This window comes from Oceaniferula flava, from assembly GCF_016811075.1.
GTDB classification, from domain to species: domain Bacteria; phylum Verrucomicrobiota; class Verrucomicrobiia; order Verrucomicrobiales; family Akkermansiaceae; genus Oceaniferula; species Oceaniferula flava.
Window position 1 is genome coordinate 57,420 of the sequence record NZ_JAFBGL010000004.1, and the last position, 25,574, is coordinate 82,993.

Below are 25,574 nucleotides of genomic sequence, written 5' to 3' on the forward strand. Positions count from 1 at the left end.
TGACTGAAGCCGATGCTTATTCCCAGAAAAAGAACTATTTAGCCACAGGCTCCACCAAAGCGCGGATGGCGCTGACTGGAACGCAGTTTCTGATGACCATTTGGAACGGCCCTTTGGCTTCAGATTTTTTCTGCGATGGGTAGTAGATACTCTGGGTGCTGGAGACCATGCCCACCACGTTGCCTTTACTGTCCAGTGCCGGTCCGCCGCTGGAACCACGGGCGAATTCAGCGGTGACGGCCATGGCAGTGGCACCGTTGCGTTTTCTGGAACGCTTTTTGTAATAACGGGAAACCTTGCCGGAAGTGTAGGTGTAGAAGCGGGTGTCCGGGTGCGCGATGATGTGCAGATCGTCCCCCACACGGGCATCAGGTCCCAGAGCCAGCGGCTTAAACCCTTCGCCGGCGACGCGGAAGATTGCGACGTCGTCTTTCTGACTGGCGGCAAGAATTTCCACCACCTGCGCGATCCGACCATCACGGGTGCGGATGCCAAAACCGGAAACGTCCTTGCCGTCGAAAACGTGGTAGTTGGTCACCATCACACCGTCCTCCGTAAGAATCCAGCCGGTAGCCGCGCCATTGTGATGCCAGTGGGGGCATTTGGTGCATTTATAGACAGAAGCAATCGCCACCACGCTATCGGCACAGGAATCGTAAAGGTTCTCTGGTTTTTGGGTAGATGGGCTCGGCACTGTAATCTTGCACGTCTTTTTCTTAAGCTGCGGCGCCAGTGTTTTGGCTGTCGGCACTTTACCGGCGTCGACTAATTTCCCCAGCCCGTCGGCGAGCGATGAAATGATTTTGTTATCATCCACCACAGGCAGCATAGGACGGGCGGTGAGTGAGGTGGCCAGCCCGAGCAGGACTGCGGCAGAAGCGAGATACGTGGATTTCATAAAAATGTGATTAGGTGGATGTTAGAAGGGGGCTTCTTAGCGGGACAGTGACTGCAATACGTAGTCGGATGGACGGAAGTTTTCGATGATTTGCTCCACCTGCTCACCACGCTTCATGCGCACTTCGCGGATGTTAAAGTTCGGAGTCTTGTGCGGAGCAAAGAGGATGTCGTCGTGGGTGCTGTTCTCGTGTTTCTTGAACATGTCCGGCACGATGTCGCCGCCGAGGTGATCGTCGCGGCCGGTGGCGAGGTGGCAGGTGCCCAGCACCTTTTCGTCCTGAATATCAGAGTAGGAAACCGGCAGCACCTGCGTGCCGAAGCCGAGTTCGCCAAGGGTCCCCGTCATCGGATCGTCAGCAAGGCGTTGGTTGTGCTCGTCAATGGTGGACTGATTACCCTCGATCAAGGTGGAGCTGATGATGTTGCGATCCACCACTTCCAGCACACCGAGTGTGCCGTCATCGTATTTCATCGGGAACTGACCTCGGGCATCGACCGGCACGAAATACACTTCCCCGGCAGGAAGGTTCGCCACGTCGGGCTCCTTACCTTTGCAGAGACCGTGGCTTTTTTGTGCCTCCTGACCGTCCAGCCCAAGCCAAGCGGTGAGGATGCGACCATCTTCGAGCTCGAAATCGATTTCCACTTCGTCCGCCTTGGTCATCGCTTGGCGAACGCATTCGGCGTCCTCGGACACCTCGTCGTAATTCACCGCCAATCCGGAGTTCAGGATGATATCGTTCACTCCGTGCAAGGTGGCACCGCGGAAGCCATACTCTTTGCACTTCGCAGTCAGCGGTGCGGTGGCACTCCAGTCGGTGATGCAGAGAATGATATCGTAGTTGGTGTAAATGTCGTTATCCAAGGAAAGCTCATTTCCCTCGGCGTCCCAGCAGGGGTCTTTCATGTCGAGGTTGGAACCATTGGTGCAGTAGTAGGCGAACATTTCGCCACCATCCATTCCCAGCTCTTCCATCACCCCGTTGTGCAGTGCTTGATAGAAATGTTTGTAGGCATTTTTTTGCACCGGGAAACCATCGGCTTCGAGGTAAGCGTGGTTTTTCATCATCGCTGCCGGATCATCAAAATCGGTCAGGATGCAAATGCGACACCCGTCCGTGGGCTCAAACACAGTTCCCAGTAAGCGGCTCAGACTAAATTCTCCGAACTCACGCTTGGTGGGATCGGCCAGTATTTCCTTGGTGATGTAAGCAGGCATCGACATGCAGCCAACCTACGCAGTCCGGCAGGGTCGGCAAGTGGAAGTTGTAATGAAATCCTAGCCGCAGAGCTTACTCTTTCTTTTTCAAATCGAGACACCTAAGCTCAGCGCGATGATTTTCAGACCATTCTTGCTACTCTCCCTCTGCCTGCTTCTCCCCAGTTGCGGAGGAGTCACCTATTATCAGCACAAGAAACTGCAGAGCAGGCAGAGCGTTGAGCTGTCCCCCATCGAGCTAGCGCCAGGGCAGCGCATCAAGGTGCTACGGCACCGGCGCGGCCTTATTTGGGGAGGTTATATCGAAGGCTTATTCGTCGAAGACCCAAGCATCGCCCAAGTGAGCTATGGAAATCCTCCCAACGGTGACCGTTTTGATTCGAAGATTTATCTTCTGGGGCTGAAACCAGGACAAACTCGGGCAGCCTATGGGAATCGTTTGTCAGAATCGCCATTTTCAGCAGCTCGCGAACCGCGGCAGGTGTTCTCAGTCCACGTTCGCTGAGGAAGGCTGGAAGTGATTTGGCAAAAAAGCCTCCCCCTGTACGCACCTACGGGAGCCGGATCTCTCCGACTCCCGCATATGCCCTCCGCGAGGAGGAACAACAACGCACGTTCCCGAAGGAACACTTACATAGATTGATCGAAGTCAGGATTGGTCACTAAAATTTCCACAAATTTCACAAAAAATCCAAACCCCTCGGAAATTCACCGAAAAATCACTCCGCAGCACGTCCACGAACCGGCTCGGTGATGAGTTTTTCGTTGGGCACGATGACAAAGCCACCGTCGGGGCGAGTAAGTTTGGTGGTGACCGGTCCGACGCCGGCCACCTTCATCAGCTCACCCTCGTACTCAATCTGCGTCCCCACCTGATAGATGTCGCGTGAATAGACTCCCGAGACGATACTGCGGGCCATATCCTTGAGGCCAAGCCCCATGCACAGGGCAAGTGCAAGACCAAGAGCGCCCAGAACAATCATCACCGTGGCATTCAGCAGCTCCGTCTGGATATTCAGCTGAGCCAAGGCCACGGTGAGGACCAGAATGAAAATGAAACCAAAAATCACCTTGGCCAGGGTGCCAGCGTAACTCAGTCCGGCGGCGCTGAGGCTACCGAAGACGGCGGTCTTAATCATGTCCGCCACCACAAAACCAACCAGCATGATCAGCGCGGCGGTGATCGCATTCGGCATGAAGGCGATAATGCTCAGCACAATGTCCGAGATGTCTTTGATCGATGCCTCCTGGGCGGCCATTTTGACCACGAAGAGCATCGCAATCCAGAACAGCAGCTTGCCGACGAAGGCGCCAGGGGCCGACTTGATACCGGCCCGATTCAAGACGCCGGTGACGCCGGATTTTTCCAGCAGAGAATCGATCCCCAAACGGGCAAACAAAGTGCAAACCACCTTGGACAGCATCTTCGCCACCATGAAGCCGAGGAACAGCAGCACCACAGCCAGCAGAAGCTGGGGAATGAACTCCGCAAAGTTCTCTGACATCTTAATCAGAGCCTCACGGATCTTGCTGAAAAAGCCTGAAAAGGAAAGACTGTCCTGTGCGAGTAAGTGCATGGATGTTGTTAAAAACATCCGCTGCTAAAATCAAGCTTTGTAATCGCTGTCGCCGTGGTTGACCTTCCCAGTAGAGACAGAGAGCACACCATCGACCACGGAAGGCACGCTCTTGAACATAAAGGTCGAGAGATCAGCGATGACATTCTCGTGCATCGCCCGCTCCATGACTTTCTCCACCCGCTGCGGATTCATCACTGGCTCCTCAAGCATGCCGGCTTCCTCAAACAGGAGACGGATTTGGCTTTCATCTAAGCTGATGGCATCGGATGGGTTCATGACTCGGTTGGGACTGGGTTGGGCACAGGTGTGAGGGGTTTCCCGGTGCGTTCGAACGCCTCTTTGAATGACTCAAGAGCGCGGTAGTAACGCATCTTGGCCGCGGAGACTCCGATATCGGTGACATCGGAAATTTCCTGCAGCGTCATTCCAGAGATAAATTTGTAGACAAGAATTTCTTTTTCCTTCGGTTTGAGTTTGTTCAGCGCTTCGTGGATACGGGCCGTTTTATCAGTCGTCTGGGCATTTTCAAAATTCCCAGACGGCAGGTCTTCTTTGGCATGTTCCTCGTAGGCTTCCTGAACTTCGCGCTTCCGGATAATCTTAGAGATGCGGTTGCGGCAGTAATTGTGCACAATTTTATACAGCCACGTCTTAAATGCCGATCTCCCTTCGAACTGGTGAATCTTGTGGAACACTTGTAAAAGCGAGTCCTGCGCGACTTCTTCGGCATCTTCAGGCGACCCCAAAAATTTCATGCAAAGGTTGTAAACCATCGCCTCATGGCGCTGCACCAGCACTCGATAGGCCTCCAACTCGTGAGGCAACTGCTGCTGACAAACCTTCACCAGCTCTTCATCCGACAAATCACTGAGCGGATCATCGGTTGGGCTCGGAACAATCTGGAGCGGCTCGGTCATGCTACTTTTTTGTTACTAGACGCTTAGGTGCCAACGATCAATAAGTTTCCCAATTTATTCGCTGTGGATTTCGATTTCAGCGAAATGTTGCCGTATTTCGAAAAATAATCGATCACATCGCCACGATCCGCTATTTATCCTTACTCGAAATTTATTTAACCTAAACCCATGGATCATCCACAGACATCAATGCTGGATCAGCAGCATATTCGGCTGATTACCGAGCACCAAACGGAACTATCCGCCTACATTCGCTCGATCATGCCCAATGTGGCCGGGAAGGAGGATGTCTTGCAGGAGACGAACTTAGTGCTCTGGGAAAAGCGCGCCGATCTCCGTGACCTCGAGGGGTTCAAAGCATGGGCCTACCGAGTGGCCTATTTCCAAACCTTAGCTTACCTGAAAAGCCACAAACGCCAGAAAATGGTCTACCTCGAGCCTGATGTGTTAGATCAAATTGCCACGGAGCATACTTTCATCGGCAGCATCGAAAGCTTATCGAATATGGATGACGCCTTGCAAACCTGCATGAGCAAACTCAACAACGATGACCAACAGCTGGTGGCTTTCCACTATCAGAAACACGGAGGCCTCAAAGATTATGCCAAGAAGATCAATATGTCGCTCGGCCGCGTCAAACACGCTCTCATCAGGATTCGCAGCAATCTGAAAACCTGCATCAATCATCAGCTCCAGCACAACGTATAGCGCCATGGAAGATTTTGCCCATATCCCAGCCGCCCACCGCGAGCTTATCCAATCGCTAATCGACGGAACGCTGAGTCCGGTCGAGACGGCCCGTGTCAATGCTCTACTGCGGGAGTGCCCAGTCCTGAGGGAGTTCTACATTCAGCAAACACGCACCGATGAACTCCTTTCTGCGCACTTTGCCCACACGGGTAGCTCGGTGCTCCTCCGCCGCCCTGAACCTGTGGTTTCCAGACGAAAACACACCACAGCCATCGTCCTCTCGCTAAGTTTCGGAATCGCCGCCACGGTGGCGCTGATGCTGACTCTTGGAAAAGTTTTTTTCACCCCTGAAGCAGCGCCTGCAGAAGTCGCGAATTATTCCGAATTCATCCCCGCTCCCGACCGAACACCCATCGCACGAGTGTCAGGTAGCAAGGAAGTCACCTGGACTCAGTCGACCGGTAATTTGCGACCAGGCCACTGGCTGTCGGCTGGAAAAATAGAACTCAAAAGCGGTATGCTTGAACTCTCCTATGACTCAGGGTCCACCGTCTTGATCAAAGCTCCCGCCACTTACTACATCGAGGCAGAGAATCATGGTTTTCTGGAAAAGGGATCCATCCGGGCATACAGTCCGCCGACCGTTTCCGCCTTCTACGTGGATACCCCCAACAGTGAACTCGTCGATCTCGGCACCACCTTCGGAGTCACGGTTTTGAACGCCTTATCCACACAGGTTCATGTGATCGACGGACTGGTGAAGGCCCGCGCCATTGGTGCGCATGAAGAGGCATGGAAACACTTGCTCGCCGGTAAGGCTCTGCAAATCGACAACAATAATGACACCACCCAATATAAACCACTTGTTGCCGATACCAGCTTCTACGACTGGGCACGACCAGCACGAGCCAGACGCTCTGAAACCATTGCCCACACCCACTGGAGTTTCGACCAGCGCAACGGCAAGCAATTTCCTGAAACAGGCAACCATGGAAACGACAGCACATTCCCGGCGACTTTTGTTCATTTTTCCAATTCTGATCCATCGCCCCAACTGACTCCAGGCCGTTACGGCAGCGCGCTAAGGCTAGATGGCAATGAATCATTCCTGCGCACCGATTACCCCGGCATCGGCGGTGACAAGGCACGCACTGTGGCATTCTGGCTGCGGCTCGACCCGAATCAACCCAGCGACGAAGCTCTTCCGGGGATTGTTTGTTGGGGAAAAAATGCCAGTCGCGGAGCCAAATGGCAAATCCGCCCAATCACCCCGCTCCAAGAAGATACCAAAAAGGTGATTCGCACCGAATGTGCATGGGGAGGCAACACTGGGATGACGGATATTAACGATGGCAAATGGCACCACATCGTCAGTGTCTTCATGGGCGGAAACGGCGCGGATATCGCCACCCACGTAAAACATTATGTGGATGGCAGACTGGAAACCCGAGGCAGCATTACCTCTCGCCGCGTGGACACGGCGACAACCACAGACCCCAATACTAATTTCCCCCTCTGCATAGGACTGAAGATGGAAGAGTCCATGGCCAACAGCTTGGAGACGCTGATTCAGATGCGCAAGGAGGGGAAACATCGATTACCCACTCTCAAAGGCGATATCGATGAACTCTACGTATTCGATGACGCCCTGACCCCTCAGGAAATCATCAATCTCATGGCTCGAAATCAACCGCCCAAATAATATACCATTTTTTCGATCATTTGATTCATGGCGGCTATTTACCACGAGCAGTTGCCATTTTTATTCTTCATGGTGACGGCTCTTCGCCTTTGCAAACTATCACAACCATGAAAAATACCATTCCATCTATCGCCATCTCAGGCCTTCTCACCATCACTTCTCAAGCAGCGGTTCTCGTTGATTGGGATTTCACTGGCCTAACCAATCCAACCACCGAAGGGAACGAAGTGACCTACGACACCAGCAATGATGCTGATGCCGCAACTTACGCCACGACGGTGTCCAACGTAACCGCCGGAAACATCGATACCGGATCATCAGCCATTTATACCCGCACCCTTGGATGGAGTCCGGGAAACCCAGTCACAGGAGAGCTCAATCTTCAAAACTGGGATTTAACTGGCACAGCAGGGAGCTCTGGAACAACAGGAAGCGCGGGCGATGGCACGGCGGACAACTGGATTCAGTTCAGCCTCACCGCTGGCGCGGGCTATGAAATGACCGTTACAGAGATTGACCTCAGCGCATGGCGCAACGGAAGCGGTGCCGCAGAAGATTTCACATGGGGATATTCGACCGACGGAGGAACCAGCTGGACTCAATTCGGATCGACCTACACTGAAACCAATGGAGGTGACTCGGTCTTCAGGGATACCAATTACACCGATAATGTCACGGCTTCGGACCTACTGATCCGTTTTGCTCCAACCGGTGGCTCTGGCAATATCCACATCGATGGTATCTCGGTGACTGGTGAAGTGAATGCCATTCCTGAACCAAGCTCCGCGGCACTCCTCGGACTTAGTGGACTGGCTCTGATTCTGCGTCGCAGAAAATAATCGAGGTCTCTATCTCTTGCTTTCATGAACGCTGAGGGTCTCGTGCTCTCAGCGTTTTTTAAACCATCACTCCCACTCTTGCCGTCTTATGCTGCCTCGACTTCGTGCTTCCCTGTATCGTCAGGCGCAGAGCTTGATGCTCACATTTGCGTTAGTGGCAGTGACATTCCCGGCTTCGGCCACCTGCGCTCCAGTGGCCTACTGGAGTTTGGATGGCAGCACGGTGTCAGAGAGGCTTACTGAGTCGCTGGGACATAGCGCCATCAATGCCACCGAACATGGAGGCAGCTCGACATGGAACACGCGCAGTGGCTTTGGCGAACTGCTGGCCAATGGCAGCGGCATCGAATACCTCAGCATTCCTCACCAAAGCATCCTTGATCCAGGCACCGGTGATTTTTCCATCTCGCTATGGGCATATCGCACCAGTAACGCGAACTCCGCAAAAGGACTTGTCGATTTCCTCAGCGCGTCTGCCGGCTCCGGATACCAGCTGTTTTATCAAGCGGATAACAGCATTCGCATCCGACTGGACGACACCGGAGGCAATACCATCAATGTCGATACAAGCGGCACACACTATGATCAGAATACTTGGCAAAACATCATCGTCACCGTTGACCGAACCAATAAGCTGACTCGTATTTACGTCAATGGCGCAGAGGCCACTCCCAGTGGAGGGATTGATATTTCCGTGCTCACCGAGAGCATCATTCCAGATCAGGACTTATGGCTCGGCTCCCTCAATGGATACACCGCAGCTCGTGGTCGGTTAGATGATTTCGGGATTTTCAATCACGTGCTCTCACCTTCGGAAATTGCGACCATCCAAGCCGGAGGAGGAACACCTCTGTCCGAGGTCTTTCCTGTGGAAACTGTCGCGGCCGTCACTTTATCGCCAGCATCCGGAGTAATCAGACCGGGAGACACCATCGCCATCACCCCGGATGAAGCAGTGGATAACATTTATTACACCTTGGACGGCAGTGATCCTGATACCGGCTCAACGCTATACAGCGGCCCCATCACCCTGCCCTCCGGAGGTGAGCTCAGGGCGGTTGCCTATAAAAACAATGCGGCTGGAGCCATCGCCTCCGGACACTACTCAGTGGTCCCGGCTTCCCCACCGAACATCGTGCTCATCGTGGCTGACGATCTTGGCTTCGGCGATCTCTCCTGCTACGGCGCGCCCACGGTGCATACTCCGAATCTTGACCAACTGGCAGTTTCAGGCACCCGCTTTACCCAATTCACTACCTGTGGCCCGGGAGATCTTGCTAATCAATACGCGCTACTGACTGGTCGCGTGGCACGACGAGCCGACCTGCCAGCATCTCTGGATTCAGGAAATACCGATGGTCTAGACTCCAGAGAGTGGACTCTAGCAGAATCACTGCGAAGAGCCAATTACCAGACGGCTATTATCGGTGAATGGCACCTTGGAGATACAGCTGGCAGCACTCCCTCTGATCAGGGCTTTCAGATTTTTTATGGCCTCCCCTACCACGCCACTGCCATTCCTACCCCACCACTTCAGGAGAATGAAACAGAGATCGACTCCCCCTACCATACGAACACCTTGCTCAATCAGCTCACCCAACGGGCGATAACATTCATCGCGACACAGGGCCCTGATCCGTTTTTCCTAGTGTTTCAACCACCATCGATACCGGCAACTGGCACATCTCTGTTAGGCAGCCATGGCGATCAAGTGGAGGCCATGGATGCATCCGTCGGAGAGATTCGCAGCGCCTTGGCGTCTGCTGGTAAGACTGCGAATACGTTAGTGATTTTCATCTCCGCTGGCACCCCTGATCTCTCTGCAAGCAGCGCTCCTCTGGGTTCTACCGGGCTCTTCACTGACGGCGGATCCACGACCTGGGAAGGGGGCGTAAGAACACCGGCGATTGCTAGCTGGCCGGGAGTCATTCCTGCCGCCACGGATAATTACGCCGTCCTATGGCTGCCGGACCTGTTTTCCTCCATCACCCAAATTGCCGATTCTTACACTCCCGATGACCGACCTTACGATGGCACAGCGCGAGCAGAGGTATTGCTCGCTGGCAGGCAACAACCGGACGGAGCAACAAGCCTCTTTCTCCATCGTCACAACGGCACAGATTATCAGCTGCAAGCGGTGCGCAAGGGACCTTGGAAATACCATCTCGCCTATAACAACTCGGACCCACAGAACACCACCTCGCTAACAGCTCCGCTACTTTATCATCTGGAATATGATCCCACCGAGCATATCGACCGCAGCTCCAGTCACACCTCTGAAATGACAGAGCTTCAAGAAATCGCCGCAAGCTACCAAACGAGCTTTGCTTCTCCCAACCTCCAATTACCACCCGCCAAACCTCCCTTTCTCGACGAACCTGAAACAGCCGTCGATGCCAGCACAGGAACATTCAGCGGCAAGCTAACAAGACCTATGGAGTCGCTGAATGACCACTACCAAATTGAGTATTCCTATGACCTGGTCAGTTGGACGCAACTTGCCATCGATGACTACATCACATCCGTCACACCTCTGGAGGGCAATGCTGAGACAGTGAATTTTTCTGTCGATTTAAACAACGAAGTCTTCACGCCCAGTCCGGTCTTTTTCCGACTTCGTGCATCACGTCCGTAAAAACGAACCATGAAAACCTTACTCGCCACCCTCCTCATTGTGAGCAGCACATTCGTCGCAGCTCCCCTCCATGCCCGTCCAGCATTGGATCACCCCAATATCATTATCATCTTTGTGGATGATTCCGGATACGCCGACTACTCGCACACAGGCAGCCCGACCATCCACACTCCTAACATCACTAAAATGACGCATGAGGGGCTCAATTTTCCGCAATTCTACTGCGCCTCCCCAGCATGCACAGCCTCACGCTACGGCCTCCTAACAGGAAGGAACCCAGCACGTTCCGGTCTTGGCAAATGGGTCATCGGGCCGACCGATGCCAAATACATCCACCCCAATGAAGTGACCATTGCCGAAGGTCTTAAAAACCAAGGTTACGTCACAGGGATGTTTGGCAAGTGGCACCTCGGGAGCCCAAATAGCAACAATAGCTTCACCGCAGACAGCCTACCGTTGGCTCATGGCTTCGATGTTTTCGAAGGCACGACCGTTTCCCATGATTACGATAACAGCATGCTGATCAAGGGACCATCCACCGTGAATGATCCCACCACAGGTTACGAATCCATCGAGTCTGATGTGGATAGCAATGTTACCATCATGCGCGGACTGACAAAACGTTACACCGAGCGTGCTGTGGATTTTATCAACACTCACAAGGCGTCACCTTTTTTCCTCTACGTCGCCCCTAACATGCCACACCTCCCCGTCTATGCTTCCGAAAATTTTCAAGGGAAATCACTCCGCGGGCCACTCGGCGACTGCTTGGAAGAGATCGATGCCTCAGTGGGTCAAATTCGAGACGCCATCGACGCTGCCGGCATCACTGACAACACGCTGATCATTTACAGCTCTGACAACGGGCCGTGGATCAAATATGCCCATACTGCCAACCATGCCGAGTATGGTGAAGCCCGCCTCCACGTTGGAAGTGCACTACCATTCCGCGATGGTAAAGGCTCTACTTGGGAAGGAGGCGTCCGTGTTCCAGGCATCTTTTGCTGGCCGGGAACGATACCGCCTATGAGTCGGGAAAAAACTCCCGCTAGCACGATGGACATTCTGCCCACGGTCTTTGCTTTAGCTGGTGAAAGCTTGCCCACGGGGCGCACGCTTGATGGTCGTGACATTCGTCCTTTTTTCAATCCCTCTCAGTTCACAGCCACGGTTCCTGATTTCACCTACATCTACACGGGCAATTCTAACAATAGTCGATATGGTGTTAGAAAAGGCGCGTGGAAAATACACACCAAACTCTACTCGCAGACAGGCAATAACTACGGATTCACAGCGTCCGAAGCCAGCCCTCTACTCTTCAACGTGGAACAAGATCTGGGGGAACGCTTCGATGTGTCAGACGCCAATCCGTCAGAGGTAAGCAACCTCAAAGCCATCCTTGATGCCTTTAACGCCAGCCTCGCCAGCGAAGGCTCTTTTTGGGATTAAAACAGCTCGTCGAGCGGTAACTCGATGCTCTCCTGTTTAGGTGCGCTTGGCGCCACACCCGGACTCGCCGAAAAGTGTGTTAGAGGTGTCACCAGGCTGGCTGGCAGTGGGAACTTCCTCTCCTGAATCCCGGGCGCCAGCTCCGGTGAGCTTTCGTAACCCTCGCTCATCATTTCATATTTGGCATCGAGGTTATCGATGTAGTGCAGCGCCATCGCTTCGGGAGTGCGCGGCAAGGTGGGCGATCCCCATTCGTGGGTGCCGTGGTGGCTGGCAATGAGGTGCAGCAGGTGCAGCTGCACATCCTCGCTCTCGGGTGTCAGCTCCTGCCAGGCTTTCGACTGCGGCTGATCCTTGAGGTCACGCCAAATTTTATTCGCCGTTTCGATGCCCAGCGGAATGTGGCCCAGCATCTCTCCGTGGATGTTATGTGGCTGGGTGAAGCCGGCTTCCGGGTAGTTGTTTTCCCACATCTTGCCACAGTCGTGAAACAGGACACCGGCAGTGAGCAGGTCGCGGTTGAGCTTGGGATAGACGCCACAGATCGCCCAGGCGGAGCGCATCATCTGGGCCACGTGCTCGACCAGTCCGCCGCGGCGCGCGTGGTGGTTTTTGCGGGCTGCGGCCGAGCGCCGAAAGCGATCGCCGTAATGCAGAATAAACTCAGCACAGAGAGCATGCAGCCGAGGGTCCGCGATGTCACCGGTCATCTGCAGAATATCCGCCCAATCGGCGTCTTGCTTCTGCCGCGTTTCCGGATCGCCCGCGAGGAAATCGCGCCCTTCGGATTCGTTCAGCAGGCGCATGTCCCACTTGGCAGAGTCCATGCCATACTGGTTCTGGGTCCACTCACCGCTGACACGCAGCAGGCTGCCCTCGGGGAGGTCGTCGAGAGCACGAAACTGGGGACGATTTTCCCAGACCTTGAGCTTCATGTCCCCGGTGCCATCCACCAGGGTGATCTCATAGAAGGGCTTGCCGGTTTTGGTTTCCCGCTCGGCCTTGCGCTCCAACTGAGCATCAAAGCTGGCGCTCAGTGGAGAGTCGGCGGTGGATTTTCGAAGCGAGGAAATGGACAAATGCTGCACGTTGCCAGCATAAGCTCGCCGCGATTTAGATCACAAGCCAGAAGATCAAAGCAGCCATTCACGGCGCCTTATTTCAGCGTCTTGATCCACTTGATCACCGCCTTCTGCTCTTCCTTCGAGAGGTTGGGGTTAGGCATTGCTGGAGGGAACCCCACGGGGTGCTCGAGCATGGGGTTGGCAATCGCGCGGCGCAAATAGGCATCGTTCACCGTGATGGTGGAGGTCTCACCGTCGCGGATGACCTGCTGTTTTTTTCCGAACAAACCCTTGAAGCTGGGGCCCACGAGGCGGGAGCCATCGGTCGAGTGACAGGCTGCGCAAACCGCCTTGTGCTGGGACTTGGCGTAGGCGATCGGCTCGGTCTTGGGGTCGAGCTGCTTTTTGATCGGCGCCTTGGCTCCACCACCTTGATGCTTCACCATCGTGTACCACGCGGCATTTTTATAGAGGTCCAGTTGATCCACGGTCAGATGCACCACCCAGCCGACGTTCTCGCTGGTGTAGCCGCCTTTGCTAACAAACGGTGCTGAGTTATCGCGGATGCCAGGCAGGGTGAGCATGATGCGTTTGCCATCCTCGCTGAGGGTTTTCTTCACCAGGGTCAGTTTTTCCGTGCCCATGTTGCGACCGCCGTAGCCATTGGTCGGCACATAGGTCCACTGCTTGGCCTCGATCTGAGCGGCATCCAGTTGCGCTTGGGTGATCGGTTTGAACAGCTCGATTTCCAAGCCGCCGACACGATCGCGCACGGCGACCATTTCGTTGAAATCAGCGGGGATTTCTTGGGGTGCTAGGTGGCTCAGCCGCTGCAGTCCGTAGGGTGGCTTGGGGTCTTCGCCTGGTGCCGGAAGGAACTGCCAGAGACCACCTTCGCCGATGTGGCCGAGATAGATATTGCCATCGGGGCCATGTTTCAGTCGGTTCGGCCCGGCGGTCAGGCCGGTTTTTCCTTCGGGGTCATGCCCGCCGCTGTGAAGGAAAGCTGCGCCCTGCCATGTGCCATCCACCTCCTCGAGGAAGATACGGTTCAGTCGACCCAGGGTCACATCGCCCACCAGCCACTGGCCGTTGTAGACAGACATCGGTCCTTTGAGGTCCTTGAGCACCACTGGCTGCGATGGCGACCGGCTAACCTCGCCCTGCGGCAGGTGCACGGTAGGCGGCGATTGATACTTCGACCCTCCTTTGACGTCGTCCACGTCCTCCGGTTGGAAGGCGGCAATGTTGGTGTTATCCTTTTTCAGCAAGAAGTGACCGTAAAAGCCACCGGGGGTGAGACGGATGAATTCGTTAGACGGGTTGAACACCCCTTGGTTATCGGTGACGATGATCTCATCGTTGGGGCCCACAGCGATCCCATTCGGGGTGCGGTAGCCGCCGGCGTAGTAGGAGATATCGACCTCGGACGGCTTTTCCTCACCGGTCACGGGGCCAAACATAAAGGTCGAACCTCGGTGTGTCTTAGGGTTAACGGTGACGTTGAAGTCGCGCGCTCCGCCAGGGCGGATGGAGGTGGTGAGGTTCCCCACCAAGTAGGTTTTGCCATCCTTGGCCAGCTTCTCAAAGCCCACGGTGTAGGTGTGAAAATTGACATGTGACAGGCCGTCCATCAGCACCACTTTTTCATCTGCACTGTAAACGCCGTCGCCATTTTTGTCCTCCAAACGGGAAATCTTATCCTTCTCGCCAATGTAAATTTTGCCCTTGTGCACGGCGATGCCCGTGGGTTCGTAGAGATCCCCCATCAGACGATGCGCCTTGATTTTGGAGCGATCCGAGTTGCCTATCACTCCAGTCACCTTGTAAACCTCACCTTTTTTGAAGGGCGCCTTGTTGAGGCGGTCGGGGGTGAACACGGTGACGTAAATATCATCGCCACCAAACGCCAGGCCGGAGACCTTCAACTGCACGTCCTGGTCCGGGTAAACATTTTCCATGCGCCACAAGGGGTGCAGTTTGTCCGCGGCCGCTCCTTCAGAAAGTTTTGGACCTGATTTTTTCTTCTTAGGTGCGGCTTCGGCCAGGGGGACGAGGCCGAGAGAGACGATGAGGAGACGGGGCAGGAAATGCATATTAGGTGATGGGGTGATGACAGGAGGCAAGCCGCATTCTCTTTTGCCATGGCGACATTGCAATGGGAAATGAGGACGGACGTGTCAGCATTACGCAGGCGGCATCCACGATCTGCCAAAAAAATTTTCCTCTGGCGACATCCTCCCTTTCGAGAGATGATATGACGCAGGTGAAGATTTTGTTAGCCTTTAATCTACGCATGATAGCTCTCCCTCTCTAACTGCCACTAACCGATACCTCACTGTCCGCATGCGCTACGCCCTCGTCTCTGACATCCACGCCAACCTGCAAGCATGGTCGGCGGTGCTGGAGGACATGCAGGCCTTGGAGATCGATCAAATCATCAACCTCGGTGACGTCGTCGGCTATGGCCCGAACCCTGCGGAAGTCCTGGCCTCGGTGCGTGAGCTCAGCCGCATTTCCGTCATCGGCAACCACGACGCCGTCTGCGCCCAACGCATGTCCGCCGATGCCTTCAACGAGCAGGCACGGGCAGCGATCGAGTGGACCCAAAGTCAGCTCGATGCCGATGCCTGCCAATTTCTCGAGGCTCTACCCGACATGGCTCACCCCGAGGACGAGAGCTTCCTGATCACCCACGCGGAAGTCGTTTCCCCGCTCGACTTCGGCTACATCCTCACGGAGGAAGAGGCGGCGAGCAACTTTGCCGCCTGTGACGATCGTATCATTTTCATCGGTCACACCCACCGCCCCGGACTCTTCCTCCAAGAAGAATCCGGCGACATCACCCTCCATGAGCCCGGTGAGTTCGTCTGCGATCCCAACTGCCGCTACATCATCAACCCCGGCTCCGTCGGTGATCCGCGCAGTGAAGACATTGTGGCAAGCTACTGCATTTTTGACAGCGAGACGCGCAAGGTGGAGTTCCGTCGTGTGGAGTTCGATACCGACGCTTACCGCAGCGCCATCGATGCCAGTGGTTTGGAAACTCGACCTTTTTTCCTACGCTATCTCGATAGCCTGCAGGAGCCCGGCAAACGCCTCATCCCACCTCTGGCAGAAACCAGCGCCATGCCTCGCATCGACCTTTCCGTGAAAGCCCCGGTGCTCGTTCCCAAGAAAAAAATGAGCCCGCTAGTGCCCATCGGACTCATCACCTTGGTCATCGGCTGCGCAGGGATCGCCTGGATCGTGGCATCCGGAAGAAACCAGCCCGCGGAGGAAACATCGAACAAGCCCAGCGACCTCACGGCCGAGCTAACTACCACCGACGACGCGTCTGTGGACCAGACACCGGAGGATGACAGCACGCAACTCACCAGCCAAGCCGAAGCCCCAGTCACGACACCTGCCGAACCCGAGGTGAACAGTCAGTTTCCTGTGAAAGCCCGTTATGTGCGCATCCGCCAACCCAATGGACCCTCTCTGGCCTTGGCCGAAGTGGAAGTGATGCGGGGGAAAAAGAACATCGCCCTCCGCCGCATCGCCCGACAATCGTCCACCCTCTTTGCCACCACCCCCGCAGCCCAGGCGGTGGATGGAAACCGCAGTGGTAAAAAGAACAATTCCATCAGCCACACAGCCAAAGGGCCGAATGAATGGTGGGAGGTCGATCTCGGAGAAGAACAGCCGATCACTGCCGTCGTGGTCTGGAACCGCAACCGCAGCGCGCCGCTGATGAAACGGCTCGACCAATTCACCCTGGAAATCTTCGATGCCGAACGCAAGCTCGTCCTCCGCCGAAGCAATATCCCAGGCAAGGGCTACAAGATTGTGCTGAAATCCCCGCCTGTGGAAAAATAGCACGCGTCTTCGGCCATGAGCGCCTAACTCAGACGAGACACTAAGCCCCCATGACTCAGCATGAGGGCTGACTGACTACCACCCAACAAGAGCTGCTCGATGGCAGCTGGAATGTTACAACGGCAGGTCGTAGCTCCGGCCTTCGGCTCCTTCGAACCATTTGACGTAGGCGAGGTTGACGGTGGCGAAACCTCCGGGAGTGGGGTAATCGCCAGTGAAATACCAGTCGCCAGTCGGGCCCTTGATACAGGCGTGGAGGTTTTCGATGGTTTGGAAAATGACTTCCACTTCGCCATGCCAATCGAGATCCTCGGGATACACCATGCGGCTGACCTCGGCAGAGATTTCCTCATCGCTGAAGCCCTCGTAGATGCCCTTGACCTGGTTCACACGCTCATCCTCCGGCTTTTTCAGCTCGGCTTTACAAGCGAGGTAAACTTTCTCAATCACGCAGCTTTTCCCTGCCTTTTTCAGCAGATTCACAGCCGCTTGGAAGGCGATGAACTTGCCCATCTCCGACATATCGATGCCGTAGCAGTCCGGGTAGCGAATCTGCGGAGCCGTGGAACAGACCACAATCTTGCGCGGATTGGTGCGGGCGAGAATTTTCAGAATCGACTCCTTGAGCGTGGTGCCGCGGACAATCGAGTCGTCCAATGCCACCAGAGCATCTCCCTCTTTCACCAGATCATAGGTGATGTCGTAAACGTGGGAGACCAGCTGGGCGCGACCTTTTTCCTGGGAAATGAAGGTCCGCATCTTGATGTCCTTGTGCACCGCTTTCTCGCCACGTGGCCAGTTGCGCATGATCAGGTTATCGAGGTTTTCCTCCGTCAGTTCCCCCTTAGCGCAGGCGTCCATGATCTCGGCGCGCACTTGCTGGCGACGAAGAAGGCGGAGGCCATCGAGGAATCCGTAGTAAGCGGTCTCGGCAGTGTTCGGGATGAAGGCGAAGACGGCCTTGTCGAAATTGCTGCCGATGGATTCATACACCTGGTCGACCAGAGCGGCGCCCATGGCCTTGCGCTCACGGTAGATATCCGGATCGTTTCCGCGGGAGAAGTAGATCCGCTCAAACGAGCATGGGCTCTTCGGTAATTCCGGGTGGAAGCGATGGTTGCTGATGCTGCCATCACGGCGGACGATGGTGCAGGTGCCGGGCTCCAGCTCGTGCACGTCCTCCTTGTTGGCTTCGAAAACAGTCATCAGTGGCACTCGCTCGGAGGCGAAGGCGACGACTTCATCGTTGATGTAAAAGTGACATGGGCGGATGCCGCGCGGATCGCGCATGACAAACATATCGCCATTTCCGACCACCCCGCTGATGCAGTAACCACCGTCCCAAGGCTCGGCGGATTCATTGATGATCTCAGGTAGATCAATCTGCTCGGAAATCATTTCCGGGATCTCGCGACCATCGATGCCTTCGTCGCGCAGCTTGTGGTAGAGATCGGTGTGGTGCTCGTCGAGATGGAAGCCCACTTCTTCCAGGACCGTTTGGGTATCGGTGCCGAAAATCGGGTGCTGTCCACGATCGATCAGCTTCTTATTCAACGCACCGGCGTTGGTCATGTTGAAGTTCCCCATCACCATCAGGGTGCGGGTGGGCCAGTTGCTGCGGCGCAGGTAGGGGTGGCATGACCCGGAGTCGAACTGGCCGGAGGTGCCGTAGCGCAGGTGCCCCATGAGGATCTCGCCGCCGAAGTCGAACTTGTCTTTGACGGTCTCCGGTTTCTCCGGATCGAAGACGCCCTTGCGGACCATCTTGTTGTATTTCTTCAGCTCACCGCGAAAAACCGAGGCCATGGAGTCCTTGGCCGCGTCACGCCGACGGAAGATGTAGGGCTGCCCGAGGGGCATGTCCAGTTTGCAGCAACCGATCCCGATGCCGTCCTGGCCCCGGTTGTGCTGCTTTTCCATCAGCAGGAACAATTTGTTCACCCCCCAGAGTGGGGTTTCGTATTTGTCCTTATAATATGAGAGTGGTTTGCGAAGGCGAACAACGGCGATGCCGCATTCGTGTTTGAGAGAGTCGCTCATGAAAGAAGTTGGGTCGTTTGCAGTGTTTCAGTGTGCAGACTTAGGACTCCATGCTCACTCGCACCCCTTGGGTATCAGTGATGGTGCCAATCTTGACTCCGCCAGGTCCGGCGGCGAGGGCCTTGTCCACGTCCTCGGGAGCGACGATGGTCACCCAGCCGAAGCCCATGTTGAAGGTGTGGAACTTATCGTCTGAGTCCACAAATTGGAACACCTTCTGCATCGCAGCATTTTCCCAGTTCGGGATCACGATGTCGGCACCGTGGTTGGGCAGCAGACGCTCCAAGTTCTCCGGCAATCCACCACCCGTGATGTGGGCGTAGGCGCGGGGTTTGATGCCCGCCGCTTTGATATCGTTCACCACATCGTGGTAAAGACGCGTGGGAGCCAGCAGGCTGACGATTTCTTCCTTGGAAAAAGCATCACCATGCTCGGCAAAGACGCGGCGAATCAGGCTCCAACCGTTGGCGTGCGGGCCGTCCGATTGATAACCGATCAGCACGTCACCGGTGGCGATGGTGGTGGGATCGATGAGATTGGGTTTTTCACAGCAGCCGATGCAGAATCCGGAGAGTTCCACCACATCTTCCGGCACGATGCCGGGCATTTCCGCGGTTTCACCGCCGGCCAGAATGCAGCCACAGTCTTCCAGGTAGTCACACATCCCTGCGATCAGGCGGGTGATGAGGTCTTTGTCCAGAGCTGCGATACCGATGTAATCGAGGAACATCAGCGGGTCTCCACCAGTGGTAATGATGTCATTCACGCTCATGGCGATGAGATCCTTACCAGCGGCTTCCAGCTGATCGTGCTCCAGCAGGAGCTCCAGCTTGGTGCCTACACCGTCACAACCAGTGACAATGACAGGTTCTTTATAAGCGCTCAGATCATAACAAGCAGCAAAAAGCCCAAAGGCTCCGTGTAGTTGGCGCTGCTTCTGCGTTCTGCGCACATGGGTTCCGATGTCCCCAACGAGGGCGGCGGCTTCCCTGGTATCAACGCCCGATTCTTTGTAGGTAAGTTTGCCCGACATAGCTCATTTGCACGATAACTCGTGGAGCGCTTTGTAACACCCCACGGGACGGTGGCAATGGTTTATTTTGTACCGATGCCCGAAGCTTTCACCCTCATGGCTTGATTTTTGCTCCGCATTTTCCCAGCAATCTTAATAAATTATAACAACTAAGTGCCGCGACGGCGGTTTAATTGAAGGATTATTGTCTTCTGATTAAGGCAAGCCTGAGTTTACAACCTACCCGTCTCCTCGATCTACCATGGAAAACACCGAGCCCACCACCCCTTTTCAAGCCCCATCTCTGGAGGAACTCGCACCTCTGTTTCCCGCCTACGACATCGAGGCCTTCATTGCCCAAGGAGGTATGGGGGCGGTTTATCAGGCGAAGCAAATCTCGCTCGACCGCGCTGTCGCGATTAAAATCCTGCCTCGCGAGTTCGGGGCCGACCCGGAATTCCGCGAGTCTTTCGAGGCCGAAGCCAAGGCGATGGCCCGCCTGAACCACCCGAACCTTATCGGCATTTATGACTTTGGCGATATCGACGGCATGCTCTTCCTGATCATGGAGCTGGTTCATGGCAAATCGCTCTACCACTCGTGCTACGGCAAAGCCATCGATCCGGTCCAGGCCTCAGAAATCATCATTGCGGTGTGCGAAGGGATCGACCACGCGCACGATGCCGACATCCTGCACCGCGATATCAAACCGGCCAACATCCTCCTTTCCATGGATGCCACTCCCAAGATTGGCGATTTCGGACTGGCCGCCCCCATGAATGCCGCCGCCAACCCTGAGGACGTGATTTATGGCACCCCGGGCTACACCGCCCCCGAGGTCATCGCCCGTCAACCCGTGGACCGCCGCGCCGATATTTTCTCTATCGGAGTGATGCTGCACGAGATGCTCACCGGGCAGATGCCGGATGAACATAGAACCCGTCCCTCTTCCATCAGCGGCTGCCCGATGGGATACGACACCATCGTCGCCCGCAGCACCCATCCAGACCCCAACCAACGCTACAACACCGCCGCAGAGCTGGCCGAAGCTCTTAAAAAGGTCTCCAGCCAACCGGCCTCCGTGCTCAACGTTCCTGCCGCCCCGGTGCGCTCCGCGGTCACTATGGCAGCACCGCAGAAAAAATCACCCGCACTGGCACTCACATTGATCGCTCTGGTCGCCATCGCAGGAATCGCCGTGCTGGCCAACCGCAAGGACAAGGACCCAGCGCCTGCCACCACCGACATCGACAAGCCCGCTACACCGGTATTGCCCAGCACTCCAACTCCAGGTTCCGACACATCCGAACCGGTCGAGGCAACCTCCACAGTCAACACCGCCCCCACCCCAAGCAAGAAGACCCTTCCACCGATCAAGCAGCTTGCTCTTCTCAAAGCCCGACTGGCAAGCGGTGCACGCGACCAATTTCCAGACACCACCGTCGAGCGAAACGGTAGCCATTTTCTGCTACTAAAAACTAACTTCACACGTCCCAATGCGGAGAAACTTGCCGAAGAACACGGAGCTCATCTTGCCATACTCGCTGATACGGATGATCGGAAATGGCTGATGCAACAATTCTCAATCACCCGCCCGACTTGGATCGGTGCCGGACTCGCTGCAAACGACAGCTGGCAGTGGACCGATAGCAGCCCTTGGAACAGCGCCGACACACCAGGCCAAGCTACGGTCGGTGAAGGCTTCCTCGCACTGAATTCACACGGCGAACTGATCCCACAACCAGAGAGCGGCAGGCGTCCGATCATCCTGCAATGGCGCAATGACGGCAGCAACCCGTGCACCATGGAAGAGCAGCTGAAGCGCACCACCGCATCCATCGAAGAGAACGGCCTGCAAGAAGCTCGTTACCCCGTAGGCACACGCACACTCGGAGAATCACATTTCCTGCGGATCAACCAAAAAGTATCATGGGACAGTGCCCGCGAGCTGACCACGAAATACAAAGGTCACCTCCCCGTGCCAAGCTCACCGGAAGAGAACCAATGGCTCGCTAAAACCTTTGCAAGCGAGAGCAAGACGCACCGGTTTTGGCTCGGCGGATTCCTACTCACCCCAACTTCGCCTTGGCAATGGATCACCCAAGAAGCTTGGCACTCCACCGGCTGGGCGAGCGGTCAACCTAGCGATGACAGCGCCAAGAACCGCATGATCATGACACTCCGCCCCGGCGGCAGCGCTGAAGCGTGGTCGTCCAGCGATGGCAAAAGCGGCGAGGCCAACTGCCTGATGATCGAGTGGAGCGAGCCGAAGAAAGCCGCCACCGCCAAGATTGGCGATTTTGATCTCGATCAATGGCTCGCCAGCGTGAACAGCAAGATTCAAAAACGTGTCAAACCTGACGTCGAAGAGTATCAACAAGAACGCGGTCAGATTATCAACGGCTACATTCGCGCCATGAAACGTGCCGCACGCCGAGTGGAAGTCCCTGGTGGGCGACGCGGAGGCCGTGGCAATGACCGCCTCACAGAGATGGTAGAAAACTCGATGGAAGAAGTGGAGGAAAGCGGAGAGCTGCTCACCACCCTGCCCCGCCTTGCTCCGGACTCTTTCCAAGAAATTCAAACCGAGTCGACTGCCGAGCTGAAAAAACTCGACGACATCTACCAGGCGAAACTGAAAGCCCATCTCGATTTCTACACCAAAGGCCTGTTAGGAAAAGCCACCTCACTCACAGAGGAGGGGTTCACCCAGCAGGCACGCGAGCTGCAGGAAAAAGTGGCAGCGATCGGTGAAGACACCTCGTTGATGCTGAAAGCTCTCGATCTCGATTAAAACCGTCAAAAAAAGACACGCAAACGGTGAGATGGCAAGGACTCAGGAGAGCCGTGTTTTGATCATACAGCAAGCCTAACACCACAGCTCGATGATGAGCTATGGACATCCCTCCTGCCGGTGAGGAAAGCATCCGCTTGACCCAACAGCGAGCGGGTCTAGCGTTTTGTTCTATCTCGCAGATTCCCTTGCATCGGTATGAACGAATTCCTCCAAGCCAGCCTGCTGGCCCTGCTCGCCGGCATCACCATTCCTCTGGGTGGGGTGCTGGCACGCTTCGAGCGCATTCGTCCGAACTGGCTGGAAACCGAGTTTCGGCACTCGGTGATCGCCTTCGGTGGAGGTGCCTTGATCGCTGCCGTAGCCCTGGTCTTGGCTCCTCACGGGATGGAGCAGTTTTCCGCCGGTCCAGCAGGGCTCTTGTTCATGACCGGTGGGGTGGTGATGATGCTGGTGGATCGCCAATTAAGCCAAAGCGGCACGCCGGTCTCGAACCTGATCGCGATGCTCGCCGACTACTTACCGGAAGCTCTCGCGCTGGGCTCGGTGATCAGCGGAGATAGCCAAGGCGCGATTCTGCTCGCCGCACTCATTGCCATGCAGAACCTGCCGGAAGGATTCAATGCCTACCGCGAAATGATCAGCGCACCGCGGCTCTCGTCCACGCGCATCCTGCTGATCTTTGCGGCAGCCGCCTTGTTGGGACCTATGGCAGCACTGGTCGGGCTCGAATTTCTCACCCAGGCGCCCGCCGTGCTTGGCGGTATTTCACTCTTCTCATCCGGGGCAATTCTCTACCTCGTATTTCAAGATGTGGCTCCTCAGGCGCAGTTGAAACGCCACTGGGGCCCCGCATTGGGCGCCGTCCTGGGATTTACCTTGGGGCTGGTCGGCGAGATGTTGACTTCCTAAGCAGGTTCTCTATTTCCAATCCATCCATGCAGCCACCATCTTTCAGCCGTATTGATTTTGACTCCGATGCCTACCGGGAAGAATGCCAGCTGCGCGATCGCGTGCTACGCCAGCCTCTGGGCCTCAGCCTATTTGACGAAGACCTCAGCGTCGAGGCCTCGCAGCTGCACTTTGGAGGTTTTGATGACTCGTCATCCTTGATCGCCTGCGTCATTGCCATGCCACTGTCCGAGACCGATGCCAAGATCCGCCAGATGGCCGTTGCGCCGGAGCACAGTCGCCAAGGTCACGGCTCAGCCTTACTGCGTGCCGTGGAGTATTTCCTGCATCATCGAGGATACAGGAACATCCACCTGCACGCCCGGGTCAGCGCACTGCCATTCTATCAGAAAGCCGGCTACCGCGAACATGGCAGCCCGTTCACCGAGGTCGGCCTGCCGCACCTCGCGATGAAGAAACGCCTGAGCCGCGCCTAGTTTGGGGCGGTGCAGAAATTTGACCTCCGGCTGAAAATTGACAGCCCTAGGCCTGCTGATAGGGTCGACGGGTGATGAATCGTCTCCTTCTCAGCCTCGCGGCCCTACTCGCCAACCTGGGCGCCACAAGCGCGGCCCCAGCGCCTAACGTCATCGTCTTTTTCATCGACGACCTCGGATGGTCCGACCTCGGCTGTTATGGATCGACCTTCTACGAAACTCCGAACCTCGACCGGCTGGCCAGCTCCGGTGTCCGTTTCACCCATTCCTACTCGGCAAACCCCGTCTGCTCGCCAACCCGTGCGGCCGCGATGACGGGTAAAGCACCACAGCGCGTGGGCATCACTCAGTGGATTCCCCAGCCATCGGATGTCACCTTACCCAAGGAAGAAACCACCTTGGGAGAGGCCTTTCGTGAGGCAGGCTACGCGACGGGTTACACCGGCAAGTGGCACCTCGGTGAGAAAGACGACCAGCTTCCGAACTCCCACGGTTTCACATGGATGAAAGCAACCAACCGCGCCGGACAACCAGCCAGCTACTTCTACCCCTACGCCAAGAAAAACAAACGCGGCAGCTACTGGAACGTGCCGGATCTCTCCAGCGGAGAACCAAGCGACTACCTCAGCGATGCGCTCACCGATCAGGCGATCCATTTCATCGATCGCCACCAAGCCCAGCCCTTCTTCCTGTACCTCGCCCACTACGCCGTGCACACCCCCATCCAAGCGCCCAAGTCCCTGGTGGCAAAGTATCAGAAAAAACGACATCAACGGTATGGCGACAGCCCCACACCCACCGTGCCGGGACCTCATGAAACGGTCTCCCGCGGTCGTCAAGACCACCCCGCTTACGCCGCCATGATCGAAAACTTGGACCGCAATATCGGCAGGGTGTTAGATCGGGTGAAGCAACTCGGACTGGAAGAAAACACCATCATCGTCTTCACCTCGGACAACGGCGGCCACTGCCATCTGAAGAACAGCCCGGGGGTCACCAGCAATCTCCCCTTACGCTCCGGCAAGGGCTGGACCTACGAAGGCGGAATCCGCATCCCCACCATCATTGCCTGGCCGGGGAAAATCGCACCCGCCACCTCGCAGGTCCCCAGCATCACCATGGACCTTTTCCCTACCTTGTTAGAACTCAGCGGTCAGCCGCTTTTGCCGGAACAGCACCTCGACGGTCGATCTCTGGTGTCCGCCCTCGACGGTCAGCCGAAGGCAGCGCTGAAAAGTCGAGCCCTTTACTGGACCTATCCTCACGCGCACGGATCGGGCCACCAGCCGTCCCACGCCATCCAAAAAGACGGTTGGAAACTGATCCACTTCGACGCCGACCAGAGCGATGCCCTCTATCACCTTGAGCGTGATATCAGAGAACAGCACGACCTCGCTGGCAAGCATCCGGAAAAAGTCCAAGCGCTACGCGAGGAGCTGATGGACTGGATCAAAAAGACCACACCCTGAGGTTCCGGAAGGTTC

19 protein-coding genes are annotated in these 25,574 nt (G+C 55.8%); 10 read left to right on the forward strand and 9 right to left on the reverse strand.

The window, feature by feature from the left end:
- Positions 1–34: 34 nt before the first annotated feature.
- The 5 genes from JO972_RS07345 to JO972_RS07365 form a co-directional block, all read right to left on the reverse strand.
- Positions 35–898, reverse strand: a complete 864-nt coding sequence (locus tag JO972_RS07345; RefSeq protein WP_309489377.1) for a S1 family peptidase — start codon at positions 896–898, stop codon at positions 35–37.
- Between the two features lie 36 nt (positions 899–934).
- Positions 935–2,125, reverse strand: coding sequence for a M29 family metallopeptidase (locus tag JO972_RS07350; protein ID WP_425498300.1), 1,191 nt, complete (start codon positions 2,123–2,125; stop codon positions 935–937).
- Between the two features lie 713 nt (positions 2,126–2,838).
- The gene (locus JO972_RS07355; RefSeq protein ID WP_309489379.1) at positions 2,839–3,696 is read right to left on the reverse strand and encodes a mechanosensitive ion channel family protein; all 858 of its coding nucleotides are present in this window, start codon (positions 3,694–3,696) and stop codon (positions 2,839–2,841) included.
- 30 nt (positions 3,697–3,726) lie between these two features.
- Complete coding sequence (locus tag JO972_RS07360) at positions 3,727–3,975, reverse strand: hypothetical protein (protein ID WP_309489380.1); 249 nt, start codon at positions 3,973–3,975, stop codon at positions 3,727–3,729.
- Positions 3,972–4,616, reverse strand: a complete 645-nt coding sequence (locus JO972_RS07365) for a sigma-70 family RNA polymerase sigma factor (RefSeq protein WP_309489381.1) — start codon at positions 4,614–4,616, stop codon at positions 3,972–3,974. The genes JO972_RS07360 and JO972_RS07365 overlap by 4 nt, the downstream gene beginning before the upstream one ends.
- A 168-nt stretch (positions 4,617–4,784) precedes the next feature.
- Between JO972_RS07365 and JO972_RS07370 the strand changes: the two genes are divergently transcribed.
- From JO972_RS07370 to JO972_RS07390, 5 genes are all read left to right on the forward strand, one after another.
- Complete coding sequence (locus JO972_RS07370) at positions 4,785–5,324, forward strand: sigma-70 family RNA polymerase sigma factor (RefSeq protein ID WP_309489382.1); 540 nt, start codon at positions 4,785–4,787, stop codon at positions 5,322–5,324.
- A gap of 4 nt (positions 5,325–5,328) precedes the next feature.
- Positions 5,329–7,008: a LamG-like jellyroll fold domain-containing protein gene (locus JO972_RS07375; protein ID WP_309489383.1), complete on the forward strand. Its 1,680-nt coding sequence runs from the start codon at positions 5,329–5,331 to the stop codon at positions 7,006–7,008.
- A 107-nt stretch (positions 7,009–7,115) separates the two neighbouring features.
- Entirely contained in the window at positions 7,116–7,847 is a 732-nt protein-coding gene (locus JO972_RS07380; protein WP_309489384.1) for a PEP-CTERM sorting domain-containing protein, read from the forward strand.
- Between the two features lie 88 nt (positions 7,848–7,935).
- A complete protein-coding gene (locus JO972_RS07385; protein ID WP_309489385.1) occupies positions 7,936–10,482 on the forward strand; it encodes a sulfatase-like hydrolase/transferase in 2,547 nt (848 codons plus the stop codon).
- A 9-nt stretch (positions 10,483–10,491) separates the two neighbouring features.
- Positions 10,492–11,931 (forward strand): sulfatase family protein, encoded by a 1,440-nt coding sequence (locus tag JO972_RS07390; RefSeq protein WP_309489386.1) that lies wholly within the window; start codon positions 10,492–10,494, stop codon positions 11,929–11,931.
- On the opposite strand, the gene JO972_RS07395 is transcribed toward JO972_RS07390, so the two are convergent.
- Both JO972_RS07395 and JO972_RS07400 read right to left on the reverse strand, forming a co-directional pair.
- Positions 11,928–13,019 carry a 3'-5' exoribonuclease YhaM family protein gene (locus JO972_RS07395; protein WP_309489387.1) on the reverse strand — a complete coding sequence of 364 codons (1,092 nt, stop codon included), beginning with the start codon at positions 13,017–13,019 and terminating at the stop codon, positions 11,928–11,930. The genes JO972_RS07390 and JO972_RS07395 overlap by 4 nt on opposite strands.
- A gap of 68 nt (positions 13,020–13,087) precedes the next feature.
- On the reverse strand, positions 13,088–15,091 hold the full coding sequence (locus tag JO972_RS07400) for a c-type cytochrome (RefSeq protein WP_309489388.1): 2,004 nt from the start codon (positions 15,089–15,091) through the stop codon (positions 13,088–13,090).
- 250 nt (positions 15,092–15,341) lie between these two features.
- On the opposite strand from JO972_RS07400, the gene JO972_RS07405 reads away from it, so the two are divergent.
- On the forward strand, positions 15,342–16,856 hold the full coding sequence (locus tag JO972_RS07405) for a metallophosphoesterase family protein (RefSeq protein ID WP_309489389.1): 1,515 nt from the start codon (positions 15,342–15,344) through the stop codon (positions 16,854–16,856).
- 114 nt (positions 16,857–16,970) lie between these two features.
- Here the strand turns inward: JO972_RS07405 and JO972_RS07410 are convergent, their stop codons facing one another.
- Positions 16,971–18,896 (reverse strand): amidophosphoribosyltransferase, encoded by a 1,926-nt coding sequence (locus JO972_RS07410; protein WP_309489390.1) that lies wholly within the window; start codon positions 18,894–18,896, stop codon positions 16,971–16,973.
- Between the two features lie 40 nt (positions 18,897–18,936).
- On the reverse strand, positions 18,937–19,929 hold the full coding sequence (purM, locus tag JO972_RS07415; protein ID WP_309489391.1) for a phosphoribosylformylglycinamidine cyclo-ligase: 993 nt from the start codon (positions 19,927–19,929) through the stop codon (positions 18,937–18,939).
- A gap of 241 nt (positions 19,930–20,170) precedes the next feature.
- Between purM and JO972_RS07420 the strand changes: the two genes are divergently transcribed.
- The 4 genes from JO972_RS07420 to JO972_RS07435 all read left to right on the forward strand — a co-directional run bounded on the left by JO972_RS07420 (position 20,171) and on the right by JO972_RS07435 (position 25,559).
- Positions 20,171–22,702 (forward strand): protein kinase domain-containing protein, encoded by a 2,532-nt coding sequence (locus tag JO972_RS07420; RefSeq protein ID WP_309489392.1) that lies wholly within the window; start codon positions 20,171–20,173, stop codon positions 22,700–22,702.
- 198 nt (positions 22,703–22,900) lie between these two features.
- Positions 22,901–23,614, forward strand: a complete 714-nt coding sequence (locus tag JO972_RS07425; RefSeq protein WP_309489393.1) for a ZIP family metal transporter — start codon at positions 22,901–22,903, stop codon at positions 23,612–23,614.
- Positions 23,615–23,640: 26 nt separating this feature from the next.
- Entirely contained in the window at positions 23,641–24,090 is a 450-nt protein-coding gene (locus JO972_RS07430; RefSeq protein ID WP_309489394.1) for a GNAT family N-acetyltransferase, read from the forward strand.
- 74 nt (positions 24,091–24,164) lie between these two features.
- Positions 24,165–25,559, forward strand: a complete 1,395-nt coding sequence (locus JO972_RS07435) for a sulfatase (protein WP_309489395.1) — start codon at positions 24,165–24,167, stop codon at positions 25,557–25,559.
- Positions 25,560–25,574: the final 15 nt, after the last annotated feature.

Excerpts from the sequence above, each read along its gene's own strand:
- JO972_RS07345 (WP_309489377.1), bottom strand. The coding sequence starts at position 898 with ATGAAATCCACGTATCTCGCTTCTGCCGCAGTCCTGCTCGGGCTGGCC.
- JO972_RS07350 (WP_425498300.1), bottom strand. The coding sequence starts at position 2,125 with ATGTCGATGCCTGCTTACATCACCAAGGAAATACTGGCCGATCCCACC.
- JO972_RS07355 (WP_309489379.1), bottom strand. The coding sequence starts at position 3,696 with ATGCACTTACTCGCACAGGACAGTCTTTCCTTTTCAGGCTTTTTCAGC.
- JO972_RS07360 (WP_309489380.1), bottom strand. The coding sequence starts at position 3,975 with ATGAACCCATCCGATGCCATCAGCTTAGATGAAAGCCAAATCCGTCTC.
- JO972_RS07365 (WP_309489381.1), bottom strand. The coding sequence starts at position 4,616 with ATGACCGAGCCGCTCCAGATTGTTCCGAGCCCAACCGATGATCCGCTC.
- JO972_RS07370 (WP_309489382.1), top strand. The coding sequence starts at position 4,785 with ATGGATCATCCACAGACATCAATGCTGGATCAGCAGCATATTCGGCTG.
- JO972_RS07375 (WP_309489383.1), top strand. The coding sequence starts at position 5,329 with ATGGAAGATTTTGCCCATATCCCAGCCGCCCACCGCGAGCTTATCCAA.
- JO972_RS07380 (WP_309489384.1), top strand. The coding sequence starts at position 7,116 with ATGAAAAATACCATTCCATCTATCGCCATCTCAGGCCTTCTCACCATC.
- JO972_RS07385 (WP_309489385.1), top strand. The coding sequence starts at position 7,936 with ATGCTGCCTCGACTTCGTGCTTCCCTGTATCGTCAGGCGCAGAGCTTG.
- JO972_RS07390 (WP_309489386.1), top strand. The coding sequence starts at position 10,492 with ATGAAAACCTTACTCGCCACCCTCCTCATTGTGAGCAGCACATTCGTC.
- JO972_RS07400 (WP_309489388.1), bottom strand. The coding sequence starts at position 15,091 with ATGCATTTCCTGCCCCGTCTCCTCATCGTCTCTCTCGGCCTCGTCCCC.
- JO972_RS07405 (WP_309489389.1), top strand. The coding sequence starts at position 15,342 with ATGCGCTACGCCCTCGTCTCTGACATCCACGCCAACCTGCAAGCATGG.
- JO972_RS07410 (WP_309489390.1), bottom strand. The coding sequence starts at position 18,896 with ATGAGCGACTCTCTCAAACACGAATGCGGCATCGCCGTTGTTCGCCTT.
- purM (WP_309489391.1), bottom strand. The coding sequence starts at position 19,929 with ATGTCGGGCAAACTTACCTACAAAGAATCGGGCGTTGATACCAGGGAA.
- JO972_RS07420 (WP_309489392.1), top strand. The coding sequence starts at position 20,171 with ATGGAAAACACCGAGCCCACCACCCCTTTTCAAGCCCCATCTCTGGAG.
- JO972_RS07425 (WP_309489393.1), top strand. The coding sequence starts at position 22,901 with ATGAACGAATTCCTCCAAGCCAGCCTGCTGGCCCTGCTCGCCGGCATC.
- JO972_RS07430 (WP_309489394.1), top strand. The coding sequence starts at position 23,641 with ATGCAGCCACCATCTTTCAGCCGTATTGATTTTGACTCCGATGCCTAC.
- JO972_RS07435 (WP_309489395.1), top strand. The coding sequence starts at position 24,165 with ATGAATCGTCTCCTTCTCAGCCTCGCGGCCCTACTCGCCAACCTGGGC.